This is a genomic window from Luteibacter sp. (assembly GCF_035539195.1).
Classification (GTDB): Bacteria; Pseudomonadota; Gammaproteobacteria; order Xanthomonadales; family Rhodanobacteraceae; genus Luteibacter.
The window spans coordinates 1-22,961 of the sequence record NZ_DATLIW010000041.1 but is presented as its reverse complement, the minus strand read 5'-3'; the positions used below and the strand labels follow the sequence as shown (position 1 = coordinate 22,961).

Here is a 22,961-nt window from a genome sequence, read left to right as displayed (position 1 = left end):
CGCAGTTTTCGTTTCCGCTTTTCGTAACCTGCGCCCGCGTATGGTTGCGTGGATAACGTGCTAAGGAACAAACGCATGAGTAAACGACGTGTGGTAATTACCGGCATGGGGATCCTCTCGCCGGTCGGTAACGATGTCGCCACCGCCTGGAAGAACGTCGTCGAAGGTAACAGCGGCATCGGCCCTGTGACCGATTTCGACACCAGCGCCTATAACACCCGCATCGCGGGCGAAGTGCGTGATTTCGTTGCGGCCGACGCTTTCTTCGACGGCATCGCGATGCCGACCGACGAGGCGGGCATCAAGGCGCTCGACGACGAACGTCGCTCCATTGCGAAAGACTTCAAGCGGATGGATCCGTTCATCCATTACGGCATCGTCGCTGGCGCCCATGCGTTCCGTCAGTCGGGCCTGGTCGTGACCGAAGAAAATGCCGGTCGCATCGGCGTGGCCGCGGGAGCCGGTATCGGCGGCCTGCACACGATCGAAGCCACCGCCATCGAACTGAACGAGAAGGGGCCGCGCAAGGTCTCGCCGTTCTACGTGCCCAGTTCCATCATCAACATGGTGGCCGGCAACCTGTCGATCTACTTCGGCCTGAAAGGCCCGAATATCGCCTTGGTATCGGCATGCACCACAGCCGCGCACAACATCGGCATGGCGATGCGCCTGATCCAGTACGGCGATGCGGACGCGATGCTCGCCGGCGGTTCCGAGCACGCGACCACGCCTACGGCGATGGCAGGCTTCTGCTCGGCCAAGGCGATGTCCACCCGCAACGACGATCCGACGCACGCCAGCCGTCCGTGGGATGCCGACCGCGATGGCTTTCTGCTATCCAACGGCGCCGGCATGCTCATGCTCGAAGAGTATGAGTTCGCCAAGGCACGTGGCGCCAACATTCTTGCCGAGCTCGTCGGTTTCGGCATGAGCGGCGACGCTTTCCACATCACCTCGCCCAGTGGCGACGGTGCGGAACTCGCCATGCGCAATGCGCTGCACGACGCGCACATCAAGCCGGAAGACGTCCAGTACGTCAACGCGCACGGTACCTCCACGCCGGTGGGCGATCTTGGCGAAGCCAAGGCCATCCGCAGCGTGTTTGGCGATCATGCCACCGCGAAGGGCAAGTTCGCGGTCAGCTCGACCAAGTCGGTCACCGGTCACCTGCTCGGCGCCGCCGGCGGTGTCGAGGCGATCTTCTCGGTCATGGCCATCCGCGACGGCGTCATGCCGCCGACGATGAACCTCGTCAACGTGGATCCGGAAGTGGCTGCGCTCGGTATGGACCTCGTGCCGAACAAGGCCGAGAAGGCGGACATCAACATCGCCGTGTCGAACTCGTTCGGCTTCGGCGGGACCAACGGTACGCTCGTCTTCCGTCGCGTCTGATCGGCGTGGCATTTGTCACGCGAACCCTGGCCGGCCGGCGCGATCTCCTCGCGCCGGCCGCGTCGTTTCCGCAGCGTTACCCGGCATTGCTGGCCAGCGCCGTCACGGGTACGCCGCAATCGCGTTTCGACATCCTCTTCGCGGCCGGCGACGAATCGCTGACACTCGGCACCGACCGCGTGGTTCGCGACGCGTCGGGCGAGGTGGTTCCCGGTGATTTTCTCGATGCCCTCGACCTTGCCTGGGCGGCGCGACGCCATCCGCGCGTCGAGGATGGCCTGCCGTTCCATGGGGGCTGGATCGTCTACCTGGCCTATGAACTCGTCGGCCAGATCGAACCGAGCTTGCGACTGCCGCCGTCGAGCGGTCCCGCGCCGGTCGCCTTTGCCTTGCGCACGCCGGCCGCGGCGATCGTCGATCACGTCGAACAGCGCACCATACTCATTGCGGAAGAGGGCGCCGGCCACTGGCTCGAAGTGCTTGCCGCCGACCTCGATGTCGCCTTGCCGGAACTCGCCCTTGCCGCGCCCGTTCGCGTCGACGAAGACGAGCCTTCGCGCTTCCTCGATGGTGTGGTGCGTATTCACGAACACCTGCGTGCGGGCGATGTCTTCCAGGTGAACCTGTCGCGCCGCTGGTCGGCACATTTCGCCGAAGCACCGTCGCCAGCGAGCCTGATGGCCGCGCTGCGGGTAGCCAATCCCGCGCCCTTTGCCGGCATGCTCCAGCAACCGGCATGGGCCATCGTCAGCTCGTCGCCGGAGCGTCTGGTCGAGGCGCGTGACGGCGTGCTGCAGACCCGCCCCATCGCCGGCACGCGTCCGCGTGTGCCCGGTGACGACGACGCGGCACGCATCCGCGAACTCACCACGCATCCGAAGGAGCGCGCGGAGCACGTCATGCTGATCGACCTCGAGCGTAACGACCTCGGCCGCGTGTGCGTCCCAGGCAGCGTGAAGGTGGACGAGCTGATGGTCGTGGAGAGTTATGCCCATGTGCACCACATCGTTTCCAACGTGCGTGGCCGCGCTCGTGAAGGCGTGACGCCTGGCCAGGTGATCGCAGCGACATTCCCCGGCGGCACCATCACGGGCTGCCCGAAAGTGCGCTGCATGGCGATCATCGGCGACATCGAAAACGAGCCGCGCGGCGCCTATACCGGCGCGATCGGCTACCTCGACGACAACGGCGACATGGATCTCAACATCCTCATCCGTACGCTCATGGTCGAAGGCACGCAGGTGTCGCTGCGAGCGGGTGCCGGCATCGTGACGGACTCGGTCCCGGAAAGGGAACTCGACGAGACGCGGGCGAAAGCGCGCGGACTGTTGCGGATCTTCGGCGCCGCATGAGCACGCGCATGTCGGTCGACTTCGCGAGGGACACTCGGCTGGAGGCGGTGGATCGGGGACTCATGTACGGCGACGGCCTGTTTGAAACCTTGCGCGTCGTCGGCGGTGTCGTTCCCTTATGGCCCCGGCACGCTGCGCGCCTGCTTGCGTCGGCAGTACGTCTCGGCCTGCCGGCACCCGATACGGATGCGATCCTGGCCGAAGTCCGCCGCCTGGCCGATGGCCTGGCCGACGCGGTTGCTCGTGTCACATTCACGGCGGGCAGTGGCGAGCGCGGTTATGCGCGACCGCATCCGGCGAAGCCAACGACGGTGGTCGTTGTGGGTGCGCTGTCGCTGGCCGGGGCGCCGTATCGCGAGGGGATCGCGCTACGCCTGTGCGACACGCGTCTCGGCGACCAGCCCTTGCTGGCCGGGATGAAGCACCTCAACCGTCTCGAGCAGGTGCTGGCCCGTGCCGAATGGAGCGATGCGACCGCACAGGAGGGCCTGATGGCCGACCAGCAAGGCCGGATCGTCTGCGCCACGGCGGCGAACCTGTTCGTCGCGATCGGCGGTCGCCTCGTCACGCCACCTGTCGACCGCTGTGGTGTGGCCGGTGTGGCGCGTGCGGAAGTGCTCGCCGCCGGCGACATCGAGATTCGCCATCTGGCGCCGCACGAACTCGTTGCGGCCGACGAGGTCTTCCTCACGTCGGCCGTTCGGGGCATTCTTCCCGTTCGGGCTTTCGCTGGCCGAACCTGGCAGCCCGGCCCGGTGACCCGCCACTGGCAGGAACACTGGGGCGGAATCGGCCTGCCGCTCCCGAACCGTTCGAAGGATTCCGATTGATGAAAGTGCGCGGCATCGCCCTCTGGCGTGTCATCTTGCTGGTGGTGCTGGTCGCGGCGATCGCCGTGGGTAGCTGGCTCGTTTTCGACTGGTCGCGCTTTGCGCGCACGCCCTTGAGTGTGCCGGTGGCCGGGCAGAGCATCGACGTGGCGCGGGGCGCCTCGTTCAAGGATATCGTGCGCGACTTGCGCGCCCGGGGTGCGACGCGGGCTTCGCCGCTCTACTGGCGCGTGCTGGCGATCGAGATGCATGCGTCGGGACGCCTGCACGCCGGCGAATACCTGCTACGTACCGGCATGACACCGCGCGACCTGATCGGCGACATGGCCAACGGCAAGGTCATGCAGCGTAACTTCACCATCGTCGATGGCTGGAGCTTTGCGGACCTGCGCCGTGCGCTGGCAGCGACCGACACGCTGTCGCACGATACCGCGGGCCTCGATAACGATGCGCTGATGAAGCGCCTGGGCAATGACGGCGAACACCCGGAAGGGCGGTTTCTTCCCGAGACCTACGCCTACGTCAAGGGCGATACCGACTCCAGTGTCCTCAAGCGCGCCCATGCGGCGATGACGAAAGCGCTCGAGGCCGCCTGGACATCGCGTGCCCCCGACTTGCCGCTGGCGACGTCGTACGAAGCACTCATCCTCGCCTCCATCGTGGAAAAGGAGACGGGCAGGGCGGACGAGCGTCCGCGAATCGCCGGCGTCTTCCTCCGGCGGCTGCAACTGCACATGCTCCTGCAGACCGATCCTTCGGTGATCTACGGCATGGGTGACAGCTACGCGGGCAACATCCACAAGAGCGACCTCACCACCGACACCCCCTACAATACGTACACGCGAGTCGGCCTGCCGCCGACCCCGATCGCCCTGCCGGGGGCGGCCGCCATCCAGGCGGCCCTGCATCCGGTCGAAGGCAAGGACCTCTATTTCGTCGCGAAGGGCGACGGCAGCCACGTCTTCTCGGCGACTCTCGACGATCACAACCGGGCCGTAGCCTGCTACCAATTGAAGCGATGCCAGTGACGACACCCAAGCGCGGCCGACTGATCACCCTCGAAGGCGGCGAAGGCGCCGGCAAGAGCACGCTGCTGCGTGGGCTCGAGGCGTACCTGCGCGCGCAGGGCGTGGATCTTGTCGTCACCCGCGAGCCGGGTGGCACGGCCGTCGGCGAAGCGGTGCGCGGGATCGTGCTCGACGCGGGCATCAACGAACTGTGCGCGGAAGCCGAGCTGCTGCTGATGTTCGCCTCGCGCGCCCAGCTGGTGCGCCAGGTGGTCGAGCCGGCGCTTGCCGCGGGGCGCTGGGTTCTCTGCGATCGTTTTACCGATGCGAGCTTCGCCTACCAGGGCGGCGGCCGCGGCCAGCCCGTGGAGCGTATCGATGCGCTCGAAACCTGGGCGGCGCTCGCCATCAAGCCCGACATCACCTTGTTGCTCGATCTTCCGGTGAGCACCGGTCGCGCGCGTGCGGCGGGCCGCGGCGAAGCGGACCGTATCGAAGGAGAGGCCGACGCGTTCTTCGAGCGTGTTCGCGACACCTACCGGGCGCGGGCCGCGGCCGAGCCGCGGCGTTTCCGTGTCCTGGATGCGAGCGCGACGCCGGAGGCCGTACTCGCTCAGGCGGTCGAGGGTATGGCCGGCCTGCTCGTCGGGGTGGCCTCGTGAGCCTGCGTCCCTGGCACGCCGACGCGTGGGCGCGCCTGCAGGCGCGTCGCGAGCGCGATGCGCTGCCCCACGCCTTGCTGCTTGCCGGTCCGGCCGGCCTGGGCAAGCGGGATTTCCTGGCGACCTTCGTCAAGGGCCTGTTGTGCCAGCAAAGCACCGACGGTACGCCGTGCGGTGTCTGCCGTAGCTGCCATCTCGTCGCCGCCGGTACGCATCCGGACGTGGCGGCGCTGTCCTTCGGCCTGCGCAAGGACGGCGTGACCCGCAGTGAGATCGTCGTCGACCAGATTCGCGACCTATCCGCCCGACTGGCCATGTCCAGCCAGTTCGGTGGCTGGCAGATCGCCACGGTCGACCCCGCCGACGCGATGAACGCCGCCGCCGCGAACGCGTTGCTCAAGACCCTCGAAGAGCCCACGCAGGCGACCTTGCTGGTCCTCGTGGCCGACGAGCCGGCGCGGCTGCCCGCGACCATTCGCAGCCGTTGCCAGCGCATCGATTTCCTGGTGCCGCCGCGCGACGTCGCGTTGGCCTGGCTGGCCGCCGATGGGGTGAAGGATGCCGAAGCGGCTCTCGACGCCGCCGGCGGCAATCCGGGCATGGCCCGTACCTGGGCCGCCGATGGCGCATTGAAGCAGCGTGGCGAGGTCCGTCATGACCTCAAGGCCCTGGCTGCCGGTCGTGGCGACACGATGGACGTGGTCAAGCGCTGGCAGGCGGCGGAACCGGCCCGTTACCTGTGGTTTGCCGCGCAGGCGGCGACCGACGAGCTTCGCGCCCGTGCGGCAGGCGTGGCAGCCCCTCTGGAAAGCCAGCTCGACGACGAATCGCTCGATGCGTGGTACGGCAGGGCCAACCGTGCGCGCGACGCACTCCGAGGCCCTTTGCGTGTCGACCTGCTGCTGCTCGAGCTTCTTGCGGCCTGGCGTTGACGCTGTCTTATCGGGCGTTCGGCCCTAATCGGCCTGAATCCCCCGGCTGGCAAGGAACCTGATTTGTCCCGCGAACCCGTCATCGACGGCCGTACCCGACTTCTCGTCGTCGCGCCCCATCCGGACGACGAGTCGCTGGCCGCCGGCATGCTGATCCAACGCACGCTCGCTGCCGGCGGGCGCGCCGACGTGTTGCTGCTCACCGATGGCGACGACAATCCCTGGCCGCAACGCTGGATGGAGCGGCGCCTGGTGATCGACGCGGCAGGCCGGGCGCGCTGGGGCGCGCGGCGTCGTCTCGAGGTGGCCGGGGCGCTGGGCCGGCTCGGCGTCGGGCCCGAACACCTGCACGCGCTCGGCTGGCACGACATGCAGGTGACCGACGAACTTCGCGACCGGTCGGCGGCAGCCGTGGATGCCGTCCGCCGCATCGTCGAGCGGGTACGTCCCAATCTCGTGGTCATCCCCGACCTGGGCGACAGCCATCCGGACCATGGCTCGGCGCACGTGCTTGCCCGGCTGGCGCTGGCGGCCGCGGGTTCGATGGCCGAGGTACTCACTTATATGGTTCACGGTACGGAACGATCCGCACCGGAGGACCTGATCGTCCCGGACGCGGACCCCGAGCGGCTGGCGACCAAGATCGACGCCGTGCTCGAGCACGCGACGCAGATGGCCCTCAGTCGCAAGCGCATGCTCCGCGTCGCCTCGCGCCCCGAACGTTTCGACCGGGCGCCTGCTGCCCCGGGCACCGGAGTGCTGCGTCTGCCATGGCAACCGGGACCGCTGGCGCGGCTGCGCCTGCGCCTCGTCCTGGCCGATGGTCTGGGCGTGCAGGTGTGGCCGTGGCGGTCCGCGCCGATCGAGCGGGCAGGCGACGCCTGGCTGTTGCCGTTGCGCGGTGCGCCCGGCCCGGCCTTCGTCAAGCTCACCGCCGATCTGTCCACGCCCTGGATCTACGACCGCTATGGCTGGGCCGGACAGGACCCGGAGCCGGTCGGGCTTGTGGCCCGGGCGGCGGGGTAGCTAGGATGACGCTCAAACCAGGGGATTCGACGTGTCCATGAACGCCACCAGCTCCTCACCGCGCCAGGGCATCCTGTCGTTGAAGATCAAGGACGTGAACTCCCTGTACATCTCGTACATGCCGTTCCTGAAGACCGGTGGCCTGTTCGCGCCCACCGCCCAGCGTTACAGCCTGGGCGACGAGGTGGCCTTGCTGGTCACCCTGATCGACGAGAACGAGCGGCTGTCCGTCGCGGGTCGGGTCGTCTGGATCACACCCGTGGGTGCGCAGGGCAACCGCACGGCGGGGGTCGGTATCCAGTTCAACGAGTCCCCCGAGAGCGAAGGTGCCCGGCAGCGTATCGAAGCGCTCCTTGCAGGCACCCTCGCATCCGAGCGTCCGACCCAGACGATGTGAGCCGACGGCGCCTTCCGGTGCCGAATGTCGGTGTTCGACAAGCGATTACCTGCGATTGCACCATCGCGACGCAGTTTTTCCCTCATTAATACTTGTCGCGATACCTGCACGCACTGGTACAATAGATCGGTTCCCCAACGTGAGATTGTGGATATCCGGAGTCGTTGGTACGCAATGCGTGCCGACACGGATCGGACCATTTGGATCGATTCGATAAAAGCTCTGGCGACCCTAGCCGGACCGCTCGTCCCCGCCGACGGTCACTGATGCGCCCAGTGAGGCGCGGAGGTACGCAGCATCGTGCTTGCCCAATACTGGCCCGTCCTGTTGTTCATTGCCGTGGCCGTAGGCCTAGGCGTGGTCCTGATGGCGATCGGCATGCTTGCCGGCCCCAGCCGTCCCGATTCGGAGAAGCTCTCGCCTTACGAGTGCGGCTTCGAGGCCTTCGAGGACGCGCGCATGAAGTTCGACGTGCGCTACTACCTCATCGCCATCCTCTTCATCATCTTCGACCTCGAAATCGCCTTCCTGTTTCCGTGGGCGGTGGTGTTCGACAAGATCGGCGCCATCGCGCTGATCGAGATGGCGCTGTTCCTCGCGCTGCTCGTGGTCGGTTTCGCTTACGTCTGGAAGAAGGGAGCGCTCGAATGGGAGTGATGACCACCATCGATCGGGTGATGCACAACCCGACGCCGCTCAACCTCGTCGACGACATCCTGCGTCCCAATGGCGATGCCCCCGTCGTCAACCGCGGCTTCGGCGTCACCAGCATCGACGCCCTGATGAACTGGGCGCGCACCGGCTCCATGTGGCCGATGACCTTCGGCCTGGCCTGCTGCGCCGTCGAGATGATGCACGCGGGTGCCGCGCGCCTGGATCTGGACCGTTTCGGTGTCGTCTTCCGTCCCAGCCCGCGCCAGTCCGACGTGATGATCGTCGCCGGCACCCTGGTGAACAAGATGGCTCCCGCGCTGCGCAAGGTCTACGACCAGATGCCGGAACCGAAGTGGGTGATCTCCATGGGTTCCTGCGCCAACGGCGGCGGTTACTACCACTATTCCTACTCGGTCGTTCGCGGCTGCGATCGCATCGTTCCGGTCGATATCTATGTGCCGGGTTGCCCACCGACGGCCGAAGCGCTGATCCACGGCATCCTGCAGCTGCAGAAGAAGATCCGTCGCACCCACACGATCGCGCGTTAACAGGGCATCGCACATGAGCGTTATTAACGAGACCTCGCTGGTCGAACGGCTCGCCGCGCGCTTCGGCGACATGCTGACGGTGAAGGTCGACCGCAATGAAGTCACCGCCGAGGTGGCTCCGCGTGACCTGATCTCCGTCGCCACGGCGTTGCGCGACGAGGCAGGCTTCCGCTTCACGACTCCCATCGACGTCTGCGGCGTCGACTACCTCAGCTACGGCCAGACCGAGTGGGACACCGACACGGCGCAGGGCGAAAGCTTCTCGCGCGGCGTGGAAGGTGAGGCCATGGGTCGCTTCACGTGGGCGGACCGCCCGCGCAACGTCGAGCAGCCGCGTCGTTATGCCGCGGTGTTCCATCTGCTGTCGATCGAACTCAATCAGCGCATCCGCCTGCGCGTGTTCTGCGAGGACGATGCCTTTCCGATCGTCCCGTCGGTCACGCCGGTGTGGCCGGGCACGGACTGGTTCGAGCGCGAGACCTTCGATCTGTTCGGCATCATCTTCGATGGTCATCCGGATCTTCGTCGCATCCTCACCGACTACGGTTTCGTGGGCCATCCGTTCCGCAAGGATTTCCCGCTCATCGGTAACGTGGAAGTGCGTTACGACCCCGAACAGAAGCGTGTGATTTACGAACCCGTCTCGATCGAGCCGCGCGTGCTGGTGCCGCGCACGATCCGTAACGACGCCGATCTCGATCAGGCCAGGGCGGAATCCGCCGATCATTGGCGGGAGAACTAAGCCGTGGAAGAAATTCGCAATTACACGATGAACTTCGGCCCGCAGCATCCCGCTGCGCACGGCGTGCTGCGCCTGGTGCTGGAGATGGACGGCGAGACGATCGTGCGCGCCGATCCGCATATCGGGCTGCTGCACCGTGGTACCGAGAAGCTGGCCGAGTCCAAGCCGTTCAACCAGTCCATCGGTTACATGGATCGCCTCGATTACGTCTCGATGATGTGCAACGAGCACGCCTACGTGCTGGCCATCGAGAATCTGCTGGGTATCCAGGCACCGATCCGCGCGCAGTACATCCGCACGATGTTCGACGAGATCACCCGCATCCTGAACCACCTCATGTGGGTGGGATCGAATGCGCTCGATCTGGGCGCCATGGCCGTCTTCCTCTACGCGTTCCGCGAGCGCGAGGAACTGATGGACGTCTACGAGGCGGTATCCGGCGCGCGCATGCACGCCACGTACTATCGCCCGGGCGGCGTCTACCGCGACCTGCCGGACCAGATGTCGAAGTACCGCGAGTCGCCGTGGCACAAGGGCGCCGACCTCAAGCGCCGCAATGCCTGGCGCGAAGGCTCGATGCTGGACTACCTCACGGAGTTCACCAACGACTTCCCGGCCCGCGTCGACGAATACGAAGCGCTGCTCACCAATAACCGTATCTGGAAGCAGCGTACGGTCGGCATCGGCGTCATTCCGCCCGAGAAGGCCCAGGCCTGGGGCATGACCGGTGCGATGCTGCGCGGTTCGGGCATCGCCTGGGATCTGCGCAAGAAGCAGCCGTATGCCGCCTACGCAAACATGGAGTTCGACATCCCGGTTGGCGTCAACGGCGATTGCTACGACCGTTACCTGGTCCGCGTCGAAGAGATGCGCCAGTCGAACAGCATCATCAAGCAGTGCGTGGCGTGGCTGAAGGCCAACCCGGGCCCGGTGATGGTGCAAAACTACAAGGTCGCGCCGCCCAGCCGCGAAGAAATGAAGAGCGACATGGAAGCGCTGATCCACCACTTCAAACTCTTCACGGAAGGCTACGGCGTCCCCGCCGGCGAAACCTATACCGCCGTCGAAGCGCCCAAGGGCGAATTCGGCTGCTATCTCGTGTCCGACGGTGCGAACAAGCCTTTCCGCGTGCATCTGCGCGCGCCCGGCTTCGCCCACCTGTCTTCCATGGACGCGATCGTGAGGGGCCACATGCTCGCCGACGTCGTCGCGATGATTGGCACCTACGATCTCGTCTTTGGCGAAGTCGACCGCTAAGTCGACGGAGTGAACTGAATCATGAAAGCCACCGGACATTTTGAGCAGGTCAAGGACGTCGATCCCCTCGTCGTGCTCAACGATCACACCCGCAGCCACATCGATCACTGGGTTTCCAAGTTCCCGCCGGATCGCAAGCGCTCCGCGCTGATCCAGTCGCTCATGGCGGCGCAGGAACAGAACGTGGGTTACCTCACGGACGAACTGATCACCGCGGTCGCCAAGTACCTCGAACTGCCGGCTATCTGGGCGTACGAAGTCGCAAGCTTCTACTCGATGTTCGAGACCACGCCCGTCGGTCGCAACAACGTCGCCATCTGCACCAACATTTCCTGCTGGTTGAACGGGGCCGAAGGCCTGGTTCGCCATTGCGAGAAGAAGCTCGGCATCAAGACCGGCGAGAGCACCGCCGACGGCCGCATCTATCTCAAGCAGGAAGAGGAATGCCTCGCCGCTTGCGCGGGCGCGCCGATGATGGTCGTCAACGGTCACTACCACGAGAAGCTGACGACCGATTCGGTCGACGCGATCCTCGACGGTCTCAAGTGAGGTAAGGGCAATGGCTAGCACCACTGGTCCGGTCGGACCCGCACCGCAGGAACACCAGGTCGTCTACACGACCCTGCATTTCGAGAAGCCCTGGGCGCTCGAGAGCTATGAAAAGGTGGACGGTTACAAGGCATGGCGCAAGATCCTGGCCGAGAAACCGGATCCGGCGGCACTGATCGAAGAGATCAAGAAGAGCGCGCTGCGCGGTCGCGGCGGCGCCGGCTTCCCCACGGGCCTGAAGTGGAGCTTCATGCCCCGCACGGCACCGGGCCAGAAGTACATCCTGTGCAACTCGGACGAGTCCGAGCCGGGCACCTGCAAGGACCGTGACATCCTGCGCTTCAACCCGCACGCGGTGATCGAAGGTCTGGCGATCGCCTGCTACTGCACCGGTTCGACCGTTGCCTACAACTACCTGCGTGGCGAGTTCCATCACGAGCCGTTCGAGCACATCGAAGAAGCCCTGAAGGAAGCCTATGCGGCTGGCCTGCTCGGCAAGGATATCGATGGCACCGGCATCGACGTGGACATCTACAACGCCCTTGGTGCCGGCGCTTACATCTGCGGCGAAGAAACCGCATTGATGGAATCGCTGGAAGGCAAGAAGGGCCAGCCGCGCTTCAAGCCGCCGTTCCCGGCCGGTTTCGGCCTGTACGGCCGGCCGACCACGATCAACAACACCGAGACCTACGCCTCGGTGCCGGCGATCCTGCGCAACGGCGCGGAGTGGTTCCTCAACCTCGGCAAGCCGAACAACGGCGGCCCGAAGATCTTCTCGGTCTCCGGCCACGTGGCGAACCCGGGCAACTTCGAGATCCGTCTCGGCACGCCGTTCTCCGAGCTCCTGCAGATGGCCGGCGGCATGCGTGGCGGCAAGAAGCTGAAGGCCTGCATCCCGGGCGGCTCCTCGATGAAGGTGCTGACCGCCGAGAAAATCATGGAATGCACCATGGATTACGACTCGCTGCAGAAGGCGGGTTCGGGTCTGGGTTCCGGTGCCGTGATCGTGATGGACGAAACCACCTGCATGGTTCGCGCCTGCCACCGCATCTCGCGCTTCTACATGGCAGAGTCCTGCGGCCAGTGCACCCCGTGCCGCGAAGGTACCGGCTGGATGCACCGCGTGCTCTCGCGCATCGTGGAAGGCAAGGGCACGCAGGACGACCTGCATCGCCTGAAGGCTGTCGCCGGCCAGATCGAAGGGCACACCATCTGCGCCTTCGGTGAAGCCGCCGCGTGGCCGGTGCAGGGCTTCCTGGCCAACTTCTGGCACGAATTCGAATACTACGTGGAGCATGGCCGGTCGATCGTCGACGGCCCGGCGGACACGGTCACCACTGGAGTCGCTGCATGAGTGCGCAGCCCGTAGCCAACGCCGCGCCGGATCTGGTCAATATCGAGATCGATGGCGTTCCGGTGCAGATTGCCAAGGGGTCGATGATCATCCAGGCGGCCGATGCCGTCGGTATTCCCATCCCGCGCTTCTGCTACCACCGCAAGCTTCCGATCGCCGCCAACTGCCGCATGTGCCTGGTGGAAATCGAGAAGATGCCCAAGCCGGCACCCGCCTGCGCCACGCCGGTAGGCGAGGGCATGAAGGTGTTCACGCGTTCGGACAAGGCGCTGAAGTCGCAGCGCAACGTGATGGAATTCCTGCTGATCAACCATCCGCTGGATTGCCCCATCTGCGACCAGGGCGGCGAATGCGAACTGCAGGACGTATCGCTCGGCTACGGCCGTTCGGTATCGCGTTACAACGAGCGCAAGCGCACCGTCTCCGACGAGAACCTCGGCCCGCTGATCGCGACCGAGATGACCCGCTGCATCCAGTGCACGCGCTGCGTCCGCTTCACCAGCGAGATTGCCGGCACGTACGAACTCGGCGGCATGAGCCGTGGCGAGAACCTGGAAATCGGTACGTATATCGGCAAGACGATCGAGAGCGAGCTGTCGGGCAACATCATCGACGTCTGCCCGGTCGGCGCGCTGACCAACAAGCCGTTCCAGTTCCAGGCGCGCGCCTGGGAGCTGGTGGCACGCCCGTCCGTCGGCTATCACGACGCGCTGGGTTCCAACCTGTGGATGCACACGCGCCGCGGCGAAGTACTGCGCAACGTGCCTCGCGACAACGAGACGATCAACGAGTGCTGGTTGTCCGACCGCGACCGCTACAGCCATCAGGGCCTGTATGCCGCGGATCGCGTCAAGTCGCCGATGGTCAAGCGCAACGGCCAGTGGTCGGCGACGACCTGGGACGACGCCCTCGCCGTGGCGAGCGAAGCGCTGAAGAGCGTTCCGGGCTCGGATCTTGGCGTGTTGGTGAACCCGGCTACGTCGAACGAGGAGGGCGAACTGCTCGTCCGTCTCGCTCGCGGCCTGGGCAGTGCCCATGTCGATCACCGCCTGCGCCAGCTCGACTTCGCCGACAACGCGTTCGCCAAGGCTTTCGCATCGCCGATCGCCTCGTTCGACAAGGTCAAGGCGGCGCTGCTGGTCGGCTCCGACCTGCGTAACGAAGTGCCGCTGCTGAACCACCGCATCCGTCAGGCGGTGAAGAAGGGCGCCAAGGTCTACGCGGTCAATCCGGTCCACTTCAATTTCAACTATCCGCTGGCCGGCGAGTCCGTCGCCGCGCCGCATGCGCTGGTCGCCGAACTGCTGGTCCTGGCCAAGGCCGCCAGCGAGAACGGTGCCACGGTGCCGGAATCGATCGCTTCCGCCCTCGACGGTGTGGAAACGACCGACGCCCACCGCGCCGCGTTCAAGGCGCTTGGCGACAACGCCGTGGTCATCCTCGGCCACGCCGCCGCGACCCATCCGGAAGCGTCCTGGCTGCGTGCCATCGCGCGCTTCGTCGCGCAGGCCGCCGGTGCCTCGTTCAACGAGATTCCGGTCGGTGCCAATGCGATCGGCCTGGCCTCGGTCGGCGTGATGCCGTCTGCCGGCGGTCTCGATGCGCGCGGCATGCTGGCCCAGGCGCGCAAGGGCTACGTGCTTTACAACGTCGAGCCGCCGCACGATTTCGCCGATGGCACGCTTGCGCTCCAGGCGATGCATTCGGCGCAGACCGTGGTCGCCTTCGCGGCGTTCGCGAGCGATGCACTGAAGGATTCGGCCGATGTGATCCTGCCGATCGGCCTGACGCCGGAAATCGACGCGACCCTGGTCAACGTCGAAGGCACCGCGCAGACCGTCCTGCCGGGTGGCAAGGCACCGGGCGACGCCCGTCCGGGCTGGAAGGTACTGCGTGCCCTGGGTGGCATGCTCGGCGTGGCCGGCTTCGAGTTCGACGACCTCGCCGGCTTGCGTGCCGGCTTTACCGAGCGTGCCGCCGAGGTTCGCGTGGCACTGGCGCCGCGTGCCTCGGGTGTCGGCTTCTCGCGCATCGCCACCACGCCGATCTACCGCGTCGATGCGGTGGTCCGTCGTGCCGGCGCGCTGGCTTCGCATCCGCTCAACCGCGCCGCCGCCATCCGCATCAATGCGGATGACGCCGGCAAGCTCGGCCTCACCGATGGCGCCAACGCGCGCATCGGCGACGCCGTCCTTCCGGTGGCCATCGATGCCTCGGTGCCCGATGGCGCCGCGTGGGTCGAAGCCGCGCACTCCGAAACCGCCATGCTGCCTCCGTACGGCGCGGCCATCACCGTGAGCAAGGCGTAACCATGGGCGCTCAACTCTTCGATCACGTCTTGCTGCCGGTGCTCTACATCCTGGCGATCGTGCTGCCGCTGGTTATCGGCGTCGCACTGTACGTCTGGTGGGAGCGCAAGGTACTCGGCTGGATGCACGTCCGCATGGGGCCGAACAAGGTCGGTCCCGCCGGCCTGCTCCAGGCCTTCGCCGACGTCGTCAAGCTGCTGCTGAAGGAAGTGGTCCTGCCGACCAACGCCAACCGTGCGCTCTACTACCTGGCACCGCTGCTGGCCCTGGTGCCCGCACTGGCCGCCTGGGCCGTCGTGCCGTTCGGTCCGGAGGTCGTCCTGGCCAACGTCAACGCCGGTGTGCTCTACCTGCTGGCCATGACCTCCATGGGCGTGTACGGCATCATCCTCGCCGGCTGGTCGTCGAACTCGCGCTACGCGATGCTCGGCGCCATGCGCGCCGCGGCGCAGGTGATCTCGTACGAACTGTCGATGGGCATGTCCATCGTCTGCGTCCTGGTACTGACCGGTAGCCTGAACCTCTCGGCCATCGTCAACGCGCAGTCGGGCAATTTCTTCACCTGGTACTGGCTGCCGCTGCTGCCGGTGTTCGTCATCTACTTCGTCTCGGGCGTGGCGGAAACCAACCGCGCACCGTTCGACGTGGCGGAAGGCGAATCGGAAATCGTCGCGGGCTTCCACGTCGAATACTCCGGCTCGCCGTTCGCGCTGTTCTTCCTGGCCGAATACGCCAACATGATCCTGGTCAGCTTCCTGACCTCGATCTTCTTCATGGGCGGCTGGCTCTCGCCGTTCCCGGAAGGCTGGGGCCTGATCGGCCACGGCGGTTTCCACTGGCTGTTCATCAAGGCCTTCTTCTTCGCCTTCCTGTTCCTGTGGTTCCGCGCAAGCTTCCCGCGCTACCGCTACGACCAGATCATGCGTCTCGGCTGGAAGGTCTTCATCCCCATCACCATCGTCTGGGTCCTCGTCGCCGGCTGCATGAAGTATTTCGGCTGGGTCCACATCGGCACGGGAGCCTGAAAGCCATGACCCGCGTAACCCACTATTTCAAGAGTTTGTTGCTCATCGAGCTGTTCAAGGGCATGGGCCTGACCATGCGCTACATGTGGAGCCCGAAGTACACCATTCGCTATCCGTTCGAGCACATTCCGAAGTCGAACCGCTTCCGTGGCCTGCACGCCCTGCGCCGTTACGCCAACGGTGAAGAGCGTTGCATCGCCTGCAAGCTGTGCGAAGCGGTATGCCCGGCCCTGGCGATCACGATCGACTCGGCCCCGCGTCCGGAAGATGGCCAGCGCCGCACCACGCGCTACGACATCGACCTGTTCAAGTGCATTTTCTGCGGCTTCTGCGAGGAGAGCTGCCCGGTGGATTCCATCGTCGAGACGCACGTGCACGAGTACCACTTCGAACATCGCGGCGAGAACGTAGTGACCAAGGCCCAGCTGCTGGCCATCGGTGACCGCTTCGAGCAGGACATCGCTGCCGCCCGCGCGCAAGACGCGGCTTACCGCTGAGCGCCCGGAGAATCTCGCGATGAATACCGATCTGCTTCAACTCATCTGTTTCTACCTCTTCGCCGCCGTGGCGGTCATCGGCGCGCTGATGGTCATCACCGTGAAGAACTCGGTTCACGCCGTGCTCTCGCTGGTGCTGACCTTCTTCAGCATGGCCTGCGTCTGGCTGCTGGCCGAAGCGGAGTTCCTGGCCGTGGCCCTGGTCGTCGTCTACGTCGGCGCGGTGATGGTGCTGTTCCTGTTCGTGGTCATGATGCTGGACATCAAGCAGGAGGTCGTCCGCGAGGGCTTCATCCGCTACCTGCCGGTGGGCATCGTCGTCGCGGTGGTCATGCTGGTGGAAATGCTGGCGATGATCGGCGTGAAGGCCATGCACGCCCACACGCTCGGCCCGAACCCGGCCGGTAACTCGAACGTCGCGTGGCTGGGCCAGGCCCTCTACACCGACTTCCTGCTGCCGTTCGAAATCGCCGCGCTGATCCTTACCGTGGGTATCGTCGCCGCCGTGGCCCTGACCCTGCGTCAGCGTGTCGGTGTCCGTCACCAGTCCGCGGCACAGCAGGTCGAGGTCCAGGCCACCGACCGCGTTCGCGTGATCAAGGTCGCGAGCGAACAGATGGCTTCCGTCAGCCCGGCCCCGGCGCCGGTCGTCGACCCGACGCAGGAGAACGCCAAGTGATCACGCTTTCCCATTACATCGTCCTCGGCGCGATCCTCTTCTGTATCGCGGTCGCCGGACTCTTCATCAACCGCAAGAACGTGATCGTGCTGCTCATGGCGATCGAGCTGATGCTCCTGGCGGTGAACACCAACTTCGTGGCCTTCTCGCGCTTCTTCGGCGATGTCGGCGGCCAGGTCTTCGTGTTCTTCATCCTTACCGTGGCCGCGGCGGAATCCGCTATCGGCCTGGCGATCCTGGTCCTGCTGTTCCGTAACCGGAGCACGATCAATGTCGCCGAAATCGACAGCATGAAGGGTTGATCCGATGAGTCTCTCGCTTTCAATCCTGCTGACGATCGCACTGGCCCCGCTGGTGGGCGCGATCCTGGCCGGCCTCTTCGGCAAGCTGATCGGCCGGGCAGGGGCGCACACCGCGACCATCCTGGGCGTGGCGATCGCCTGTGGCCTGTCGTTCTACGTGCTCTACCAGCTGGTCTGGGGCGGTGCGCAGAACTTCAACCAGGACGTCTACACCTGGTTCGAGATCGGCCGCTTCCACGCCTCGGTCGGCTTCATGATCGACCGCCTCACCGCCATGATGATGGTGGTGGTGACGTTCGTGTCGCTGCTGGTGCATCTGTACACCATCGGCTACATGGCCGAAGACCCGAGCTACCAGCGCTTCTTCAGCTACATCTCCCTGTTCACCTTCTCGATGTTGATGCTCGTCATGAGCAACAATTTCATGCAGCTGTTCTTCGGCTGGGAAGCGGTGGGCCTGGTGTCGTACCTGCTGATCGGCTTCTGGTACAAGCGCCCGACGGCGATCTTCGCCAACCTGAAGGCCTTCCTGGTCAACCGCGTGGGCGACTTCGGTTTCCTGCTGGGTATCTCGGCGATCCTCTACTTCATGGGCACGCTGGACTACCAGACCGCCTTCGACCACGCTCCCGAGCTGGTCGGCAAGACGCTGCAGATCACCCAGAACCACGCCTGGGACGCGGCGACCGTGATTGGCATCCTGCTGTTCATCGGTGCGATGGGCAAGTCGGCCCAGGTGCCGCTGCACGTGTGGCTGCCGGACTCGATGGAAGGTCCGACGCCCATCTCGGCACTGATCCATGCGGCGACCATGGTCACCGCGGGCATCTTCATGGTTGCGCGCATGTCGCCGATCTTCGAGCTGTCCGATGCGGCACTGTCGTTCATCCTGGTGATCGGTTCGACCACGGCGCTGTTCACCGGCCTGATCGGCATCGTTCAGAACGACATCAAGCGAGTCATCGCGTACTCGACGCTCTCGCAGCTCGGTTACATGACGGTCGCGCTCGGTGTCTCCGCCTATAGCGGCGCCGTGTTCCACCTGATGACCCATGCCTTCTTCAAGGCGCTGCTGTTCCTCGGCGCGGGCTCGGTCATCATGGGCATGCACCATGAGCAGGACATGCGCTACATGGGCGGCCTGCGCAAGTACATGCCGATCACCTGGTTCACGATGTGGATCGGTTCGCTGGCCCTGGCCGGTACGCCGTTCTTCTCGGGCTTCTACTCGAAGGACGCGATCATCGAGGCCGTGGGCGAGTCGCATCGCTGGGGTGCGGGTTACGCACACTTCTGCGTGCTGGCCGGTGTGTTCGTCACCTCGCTGTACAGCTTCCGCCTGCTCTACATGACCTTCCACGGCAAGGAGCGCTTCAAGGTCGAGCCTGCCTCGCATGGCCACGGCCACGATGCGCATGCCGTCCACCATGACGCCGCGCACGATCCGCACGACGTCGCGCACGATGACGATGACCATCACGGCACACCGGGCGTGCTCGAGCATGCGCCGCACGAATCGCCGTGGGTCGTCACTGTCCCGCTGGTCCTGCTCGCGATTCCGTCGATCCTCATCGGTGGCTTCACCGTTGGCCCGATGCTTTACGAGAAGTGGTTCGGCAAGGCCATCCACGTCAACGAATCGAACGACGTGCTTGCCGAGCTCGGCCACGAGTTCCACGGCGCGATCGAGGCCGGCCTGCACGGCTTCACACAGGCGCCGTTCTGGCTCGCGTTCGCCGGCTTCGCCGTTGCCACCTACATCTACCTGTTCAATGTCGCTCTTGCCGGAAAGATCAAGAACGCGTTGAAGCCGGTGTATGAGCTGCTGGACCACAAGTACTGGATCGATGAACTCTACTTCGCGGTGTTTGCGAAGGGTGGCGTGAAGCTGGGCGAGGGCCTGTCGAAGGTGGGCGATACCGCCATCATCGACGGCGCCATCGTCAACGGCTCGGCCAACCTTGTGCAGCGCATCGCCGGTGGCGTCCGCCGCCTGCAATCCGGATTCCTCTTCCACTACGTGTTCGCCATGATCCTCGGCCTCATCCTGCTCTTGGGCGGGTACTGGCTGATCGGGCAATAAGGGAAACGAGCTCTATGTCGAATCACTTGCTCAGCCTGCTGATCTGGCTCCCGGTCGTCGGCGCCATCCCGGTGCTGCTCGCCGGGGCCGGACGCCCTGGCCTTGCCCGCTGGATCTCGCTCCTGGTCGCGGTCGCCACGTTCGCCGCCAGCCTGGCCCTCATCCCTGCCTACGACGCCACCACGGGTACGATGCAGCTCAACGAGTCGTTGAGCTGGATCCCGTCCCTGGGCATCAACTACTCGCTCGCCGTCGACGGTATCTCGGTCGCCCTGATCATCCTGACCACGTTCACCCAGATCCTGGTGATCGTCGGTGCCTGGGAAGTCATCCAGAACAAGCCGCACCAGTACATGGCGGCGATGCTGATGCTCGAAGGCGCGATGATCGGCGTCTTCTGCGCGACGGACGCGATGCTGTTCTACGTGTTCTTCGAAGCCATGCTGATCCCGATGTTCATCATCATCGGTATCTGGGGCGGTCCGCGTCGTGTCTATGCCACGCTGAAGTTCTTCATCTACACCTTCTTCGGCTCGATCTTCATGCTGGTCGGCCTGCTTTACCTGTGGCACAAGACAGGTGGCAGCTTTGCCATCGCTGACATGGTCAACGTGCACCTGACGCTGACCGAGCAGAGCTGGCTGTTCTTCGCCTTCCTGCTGGGCTTCGCCATCAAGGTCCCGATGGTGCCGGTGCACACCTGGCTGCCGGATGCCCACGTCGAGGCGCCCACGGGCGGCTCGGTGGTGCTGGCGGCGGTCATGCTGAAGATCGGTGGCTACGGATTCATCCGTTTCAGCCTGCCGATCGCGCCGGACGCCTCGCAGCACTACGAGTGGCTGATCATCGTGCTCAGCCTCATCGCGGTCTGCTACATCGGCTATATCGCCCTTGTGCAGCAGGACATGAAGAAGCTGGTGGCGTATTCGTCCATCGCGCACATGGGTTTCGTCACCCTGGGCATCTTCATCGCCTTCATCCTGGTGCGTGAAACGAACAACCCGGATGCCGCTCGCCTGGGCATGCAGGGTGCGATGGTCCAGATGATCTCGCACGGCTTCATCTCCGGCGCGATGTTCAGCTGCATCGGCGTCCTGTACGACCGCATGCATACACGTCAGATCAAGGACTACGGCGGCGTCATCAACGTGATGCCGATCTTCGCCCCGTTCTACGTGTTGTTCGCCATGGCCAACAGCGGCCTGCCGGGCACCAGCGGTTTCGTCGGCGAGTTCATGGTCATCCTGGCCGCGTTCAGTGCCAATCCGTGGATCGCCCTGTTCGCCGCGTTCACCCTGATCATCGGCGCTGCCTACACGTTGTGGATGGTGAAGCGCGTGCTCTGGGGCAAGGTCACGAACCATCACGTCGCGGAACTGAAGGACGTCAACGGTCGCGAAATCTTCATGCTGAGCGCGTTCGCCGCCGGTGTGCTGCTCTTCGGCATCTGGCCGGAGCCGCTGGTCCACCTGATGGATGCGTCGGTTGCTCGGATTGTCGAGCAGCTGGCCATTACCAAAGTCTGAGCGGGAACTATCCATGCCGAGTATCAACGACATCCTGATCCTGCTCCCCGAGATTTATCTCGTGGTCGCGGCCTGCGTGCTGCTTCTTCTGGATGCTTACCTCAAGCCGGGCCAGAAGGGCGCCGTCCACTGGCTTTCCATCCTCGTTCTCCTGGTCGGCGCGTACCTCGTCGTCAGCGGCCAGCCGGCGACGCCGGTGACCGCGTTCGGGGGCATGTTCGTGCGCGATGGCGTGGCCGAAGTGCTGAAGCTGTTCTCGCTGGTCATCACCGCGATGATCTTCGTCTACGCGCGTCCGTACCTCAAGGAGCGGGCGATTCCGTTCGGCGAGTTCTACACGCTGACGATCTTCGCCACGGTTGGCATCATGTTCCTGGTCTCGGCCGGTAGCCTGGTGACCTCGTACCTTGGCCTCGAACTGCTCACGCTGTCGTCGTATGCCCTGGTCGCGCTGAACCGCGATTCGAGCCTGTCGTCGGAAGCGGCGATCAAGTACTTCGTGCTGGGCGCGCTGGCCTCGGGCATGCTGCTGTACGGCATGTCGATGGTCTACGGTGCCACCCACAGCCTGGACCTGCATACGATCCACGCCGCCATCGTCGGTACCGAGTGGAAGACCCTGCTGCTGTTCGGCCTCGTCTTCATGATCACCGGCATCGGCTTCAAGCTGGGCGCCGCGCCGTTCCACATGTGGATTCCGGACGTCTACCAGGGCTCGCCGACCGCCGTGACCGTGTTCATCGGTTCGGCACAGAAGCTGGCCGCGTTCGGCATGGCCTACCGTCTGCTCTCGACCGGTATGGGCGATGCGGCCGGTGGCGCCACCGGGCTCGCCCCGCAGTGGCAGCTCATGCTTGCCGTGCTTGCCGTGCTTTCGCTGGCGATCGGTAACCTGGTTGCCCTGGTGCAGACCAACCTCAAGCGCCTGCTGGCTTATTCGACCATCTCGCACATGGGTTACCTGTTGGTCGGCTTCGTCAACGCCGGTCCGGAAGGCTATTCGGCGTCGATGTTCTATGCGGTGAGCTACGCGCTGACCAGCGCCGCTGCCTTCGGCATGATCATCGTGCTGTCGCGCTCGGGCTTCGAGTGCGAGGAAATCGACGACCTGAAGGGTCTGAACCAGCGCTCGCCGTGGTTCGCCTTCCTGATGTTGCTGATCATGTTCTCGCTGGCCGGTGTCCCGCCGCTGTTCGGTTTCTACGGCAAGCTGCTGGTACTGAAGGCGGCCGTGGATGCAGGCATGTTGTGGCTGGCCCTGGTCGGCGCGGTCGCCGCCATCATCGGTCTGTATTACTACCTGCGCGTGGTCAAGGTCATGTACTTCGATCCGCCGACCGAAGGCACCGATGTGCGTGCCACGGCCGACGCGCCGGCTCGCTGGGTGCTCTCGCTCAACGCGCTCGCGCTGCTGGTCCTGGGCTTCACCTGGTCGCCGTTGCTGGCCTGGTGCCAGCGGGCTTTCGCCGGCTGAGTCCTCGGGCAGGGTCGTAACGCAAAGGCGCGGACTCCGGTCCGCGCCTTTTTTTAGGTTCTTCGCGGATTACCGGGGGCGGGCGCTGGGCATGCCGGGCATTCTTTCGCACCTCGCCTAGGGCTCGGCTTCGGCATCGCGGGCTCGGCTTCGCCGTCGCTTTGTACACTTGGGCGTTTCGCGGGGAGACCTTGGCGCCCACCCTCGCTGCTCAGACAGGTCCTCCGCGTTCGGTGCGGAAGGCCGCTGCGCGGCCGATGTATCTATATGGCCTACGGCCGCTCACTTGTGCGGAACTCGCCTCGAGGGTGGACGCCAAGGTCTCTCACGACGATACGGTCAGCTGGCAGGAGAGCCGTTGTGT

The 22,961-nt window shown here is 65.0% G+C and carries 22 protein-coding genes; all 22 read left to right on the top strand.

Annotated elements, in window-relative coordinates:
• Positions 1–75: 75 nt before the first annotated feature.
• The 22 genes from fabF (at position 76) to nuoN (ending at position 22,597) form a co-directional block, all read left to right on the top strand.
• On the top strand, positions 76–1,392 hold the full coding sequence (gene fabF / locus VM621_RS18780; RefSeq protein ID WP_325470491.1) for a beta-ketoacyl-ACP synthase II: 1,317 nt from the start codon (positions 76–78) through the stop codon (positions 1,390–1,392).
• A 5-nt stretch (positions 1,393–1,397) separates the two neighbouring features.
• Positions 1,398–2,744 (top strand): aminodeoxychorismate synthase component I, encoded by a 1,347-nt coding sequence (locus VM621_RS18775; protein WP_414674576.1) that lies wholly within the window; start codon positions 1,398–1,400, stop codon positions 2,742–2,744.
• Positions 2,741–3,574, top strand: a complete 834-nt coding sequence (gene pabC / locus VM621_RS18770; RefSeq protein ID WP_325470490.1) for an aminodeoxychorismate lyase — start codon at positions 2,741–2,743, stop codon at positions 3,572–3,574. Before VM621_RS18775 ends, pabC begins: the two co-directional genes overlap by 4 nt.
• A complete protein-coding gene (mltG, locus tag VM621_RS18765) occupies positions 3,574–4,602 on the top strand; it encodes an endolytic transglycosylase MltG (protein WP_325470489.1) in 1,029 nt (342 codons plus the stop codon). The genes pabC and mltG overlap by 1 nt, the downstream gene beginning before the upstream one ends.
• The gene (tmk, locus tag VM621_RS18760) at positions 4,593–5,243 is read left to right on the top strand and encodes a dTMP kinase (RefSeq protein ID WP_325470488.1); all 651 of its coding nucleotides are present in this window, start codon (positions 4,593–4,595) and stop codon (positions 5,241–5,243) included. The genes mltG and tmk overlap by 10 nt, the downstream gene beginning before the upstream one ends.
• Positions 5,240–6,175 carry a DNA polymerase III subunit delta' gene (holB, locus tag VM621_RS18755; protein WP_325470487.1) on the top strand — a complete coding sequence of 312 codons (936 nt, stop codon included), beginning with the start codon at positions 5,240–5,242 and terminating at the stop codon, positions 6,173–6,175. The genes tmk and holB overlap by 4 nt, the downstream gene beginning before the upstream one ends.
• A gap of 63 nt (positions 6,176–6,238) precedes the next feature.
• Positions 6,239–7,201, top strand: a complete 963-nt coding sequence (locus VM621_RS18750) for a PIG-L family deacetylase (RefSeq protein WP_325470486.1) — start codon at positions 6,239–6,241, stop codon at positions 7,199–7,201.
• 37 nt (positions 7,202–7,238) lie between these two features.
• Positions 7,239–7,598 (top strand): PilZ domain-containing protein, encoded by a 360-nt coding sequence (locus VM621_RS18745; protein ID WP_325470485.1) that lies wholly within the window; start codon positions 7,239–7,241, stop codon positions 7,596–7,598.
• A 300-nt stretch (positions 7,599–7,898) separates the two neighbouring features.
• Positions 7,899–8,255 (top strand): NADH-quinone oxidoreductase subunit A, encoded by a 357-nt coding sequence (locus VM621_RS18740; RefSeq protein WP_046968725.1) that lies wholly within the window; start codon positions 7,899–7,901, stop codon positions 8,253–8,255.
• Positions 8,246–8,800, top strand: a complete 555-nt coding sequence (locus VM621_RS18735) for a NuoB/complex I 20 kDa subunit family protein (RefSeq protein WP_046968724.1) — start codon at positions 8,246–8,248, stop codon at positions 8,798–8,800. Before VM621_RS18740 ends, VM621_RS18735 begins: the two co-directional genes overlap by 10 nt.
• 13 nt (positions 8,801–8,813) lie before the next feature.
• Positions 8,814–9,542: an NADH-quinone oxidoreductase subunit C gene (locus tag VM621_RS18730; RefSeq protein ID WP_325470484.1), complete on the top strand. Its 729-nt coding sequence runs from the start codon at positions 8,814–8,816 to the stop codon at positions 9,540–9,542.
• 27 nt (positions 9,543–9,569) lie between these two features.
• Entirely contained in the window at positions 9,570–10,799 is a 1,230-nt protein-coding gene (locus tag VM621_RS18725; RefSeq protein WP_325470503.1) for an NADH-quinone oxidoreductase subunit D, read from the top strand.
• A 21-nt stretch (positions 10,800–10,820) separates the two neighbouring features.
• On the top strand, positions 10,821–11,348 hold the full coding sequence (nuoE, locus tag VM621_RS18720) for an NADH-quinone oxidoreductase subunit NuoE (protein WP_046968721.1): 528 nt from the start codon (positions 10,821–10,823) through the stop codon (positions 11,346–11,348).
• A 10-nt stretch (positions 11,349–11,358) separates the two neighbouring features.
• On the top strand, positions 11,359–12,702 hold the full coding sequence (gene nuoF, locus VM621_RS18715) for an NADH-quinone oxidoreductase subunit NuoF (RefSeq protein WP_325470483.1): 1,344 nt from the start codon (positions 11,359–11,361) through the stop codon (positions 12,700–12,702).
• Complete coding sequence (gene nuoG, locus VM621_RS18710) at positions 12,699–15,011, top strand: NADH-quinone oxidoreductase subunit NuoG (protein WP_325470482.1); 2,313 nt, start codon at positions 12,699–12,701, stop codon at positions 15,009–15,011. Before nuoF ends, nuoG begins: the two co-directional genes overlap by 4 nt.
• A 2-nt stretch (positions 15,012–15,013) precedes the next feature.
• Positions 15,014–16,036, top strand: coding sequence for an NADH-quinone oxidoreductase subunit NuoH (gene nuoH, locus VM621_RS18705; RefSeq protein WP_325470481.1), 1,023 nt, complete (start codon positions 15,014–15,016; stop codon positions 16,034–16,036).
• A gap of 5 nt (positions 16,037–16,041) precedes the next feature.
• Positions 16,042–16,533 (top strand): NADH-quinone oxidoreductase subunit NuoI, encoded by a 492-nt coding sequence (gene nuoI, locus VM621_RS18700; protein ID WP_325470480.1) that lies wholly within the window; start codon positions 16,042–16,044, stop codon positions 16,531–16,533.
• Between the two features lie 19 nt (positions 16,534–16,552).
• The gene (locus tag VM621_RS18695) at positions 16,553–17,212 is read left to right on the top strand and encodes an NADH-quinone oxidoreductase subunit J (protein ID WP_325470479.1); all 660 of its coding nucleotides are present in this window, start codon (positions 16,553–16,555) and stop codon (positions 17,210–17,212) included.
• Complete coding sequence (nuoK, locus tag VM621_RS18690) at positions 17,209–17,514, top strand: NADH-quinone oxidoreductase subunit NuoK (RefSeq protein ID WP_036112219.1); 306 nt, start codon at positions 17,209–17,211, stop codon at positions 17,512–17,514. Before VM621_RS18695 ends, nuoK begins: the two co-directional genes overlap by 4 nt.
• A 4-nt stretch (positions 17,515–17,518) precedes the next feature.
• A complete protein-coding gene (gene nuoL / locus VM621_RS18685) occupies positions 17,519–19,597 on the top strand; it encodes an NADH-quinone oxidoreductase subunit L (RefSeq protein ID WP_325470478.1) in 2,079 nt (692 codons plus the stop codon).
• A 14-nt stretch (positions 19,598–19,611) separates the two neighbouring features.
• Entirely contained in the window at positions 19,612–21,123 is a 1,512-nt protein-coding gene (locus tag VM621_RS18680; protein ID WP_325470477.1) for an NADH-quinone oxidoreductase subunit M, read from the top strand.
• Positions 21,124–21,136: 13 nt separating this feature from the next.
• A complete protein-coding gene (gene nuoN / locus VM621_RS18675) occupies positions 21,137–22,597 on the top strand; it encodes an NADH-quinone oxidoreductase subunit NuoN (protein WP_325470476.1) in 1,461 nt (486 codons plus the stop codon).
• Positions 22,598–22,961 lie beyond the last annotated feature (364 nt).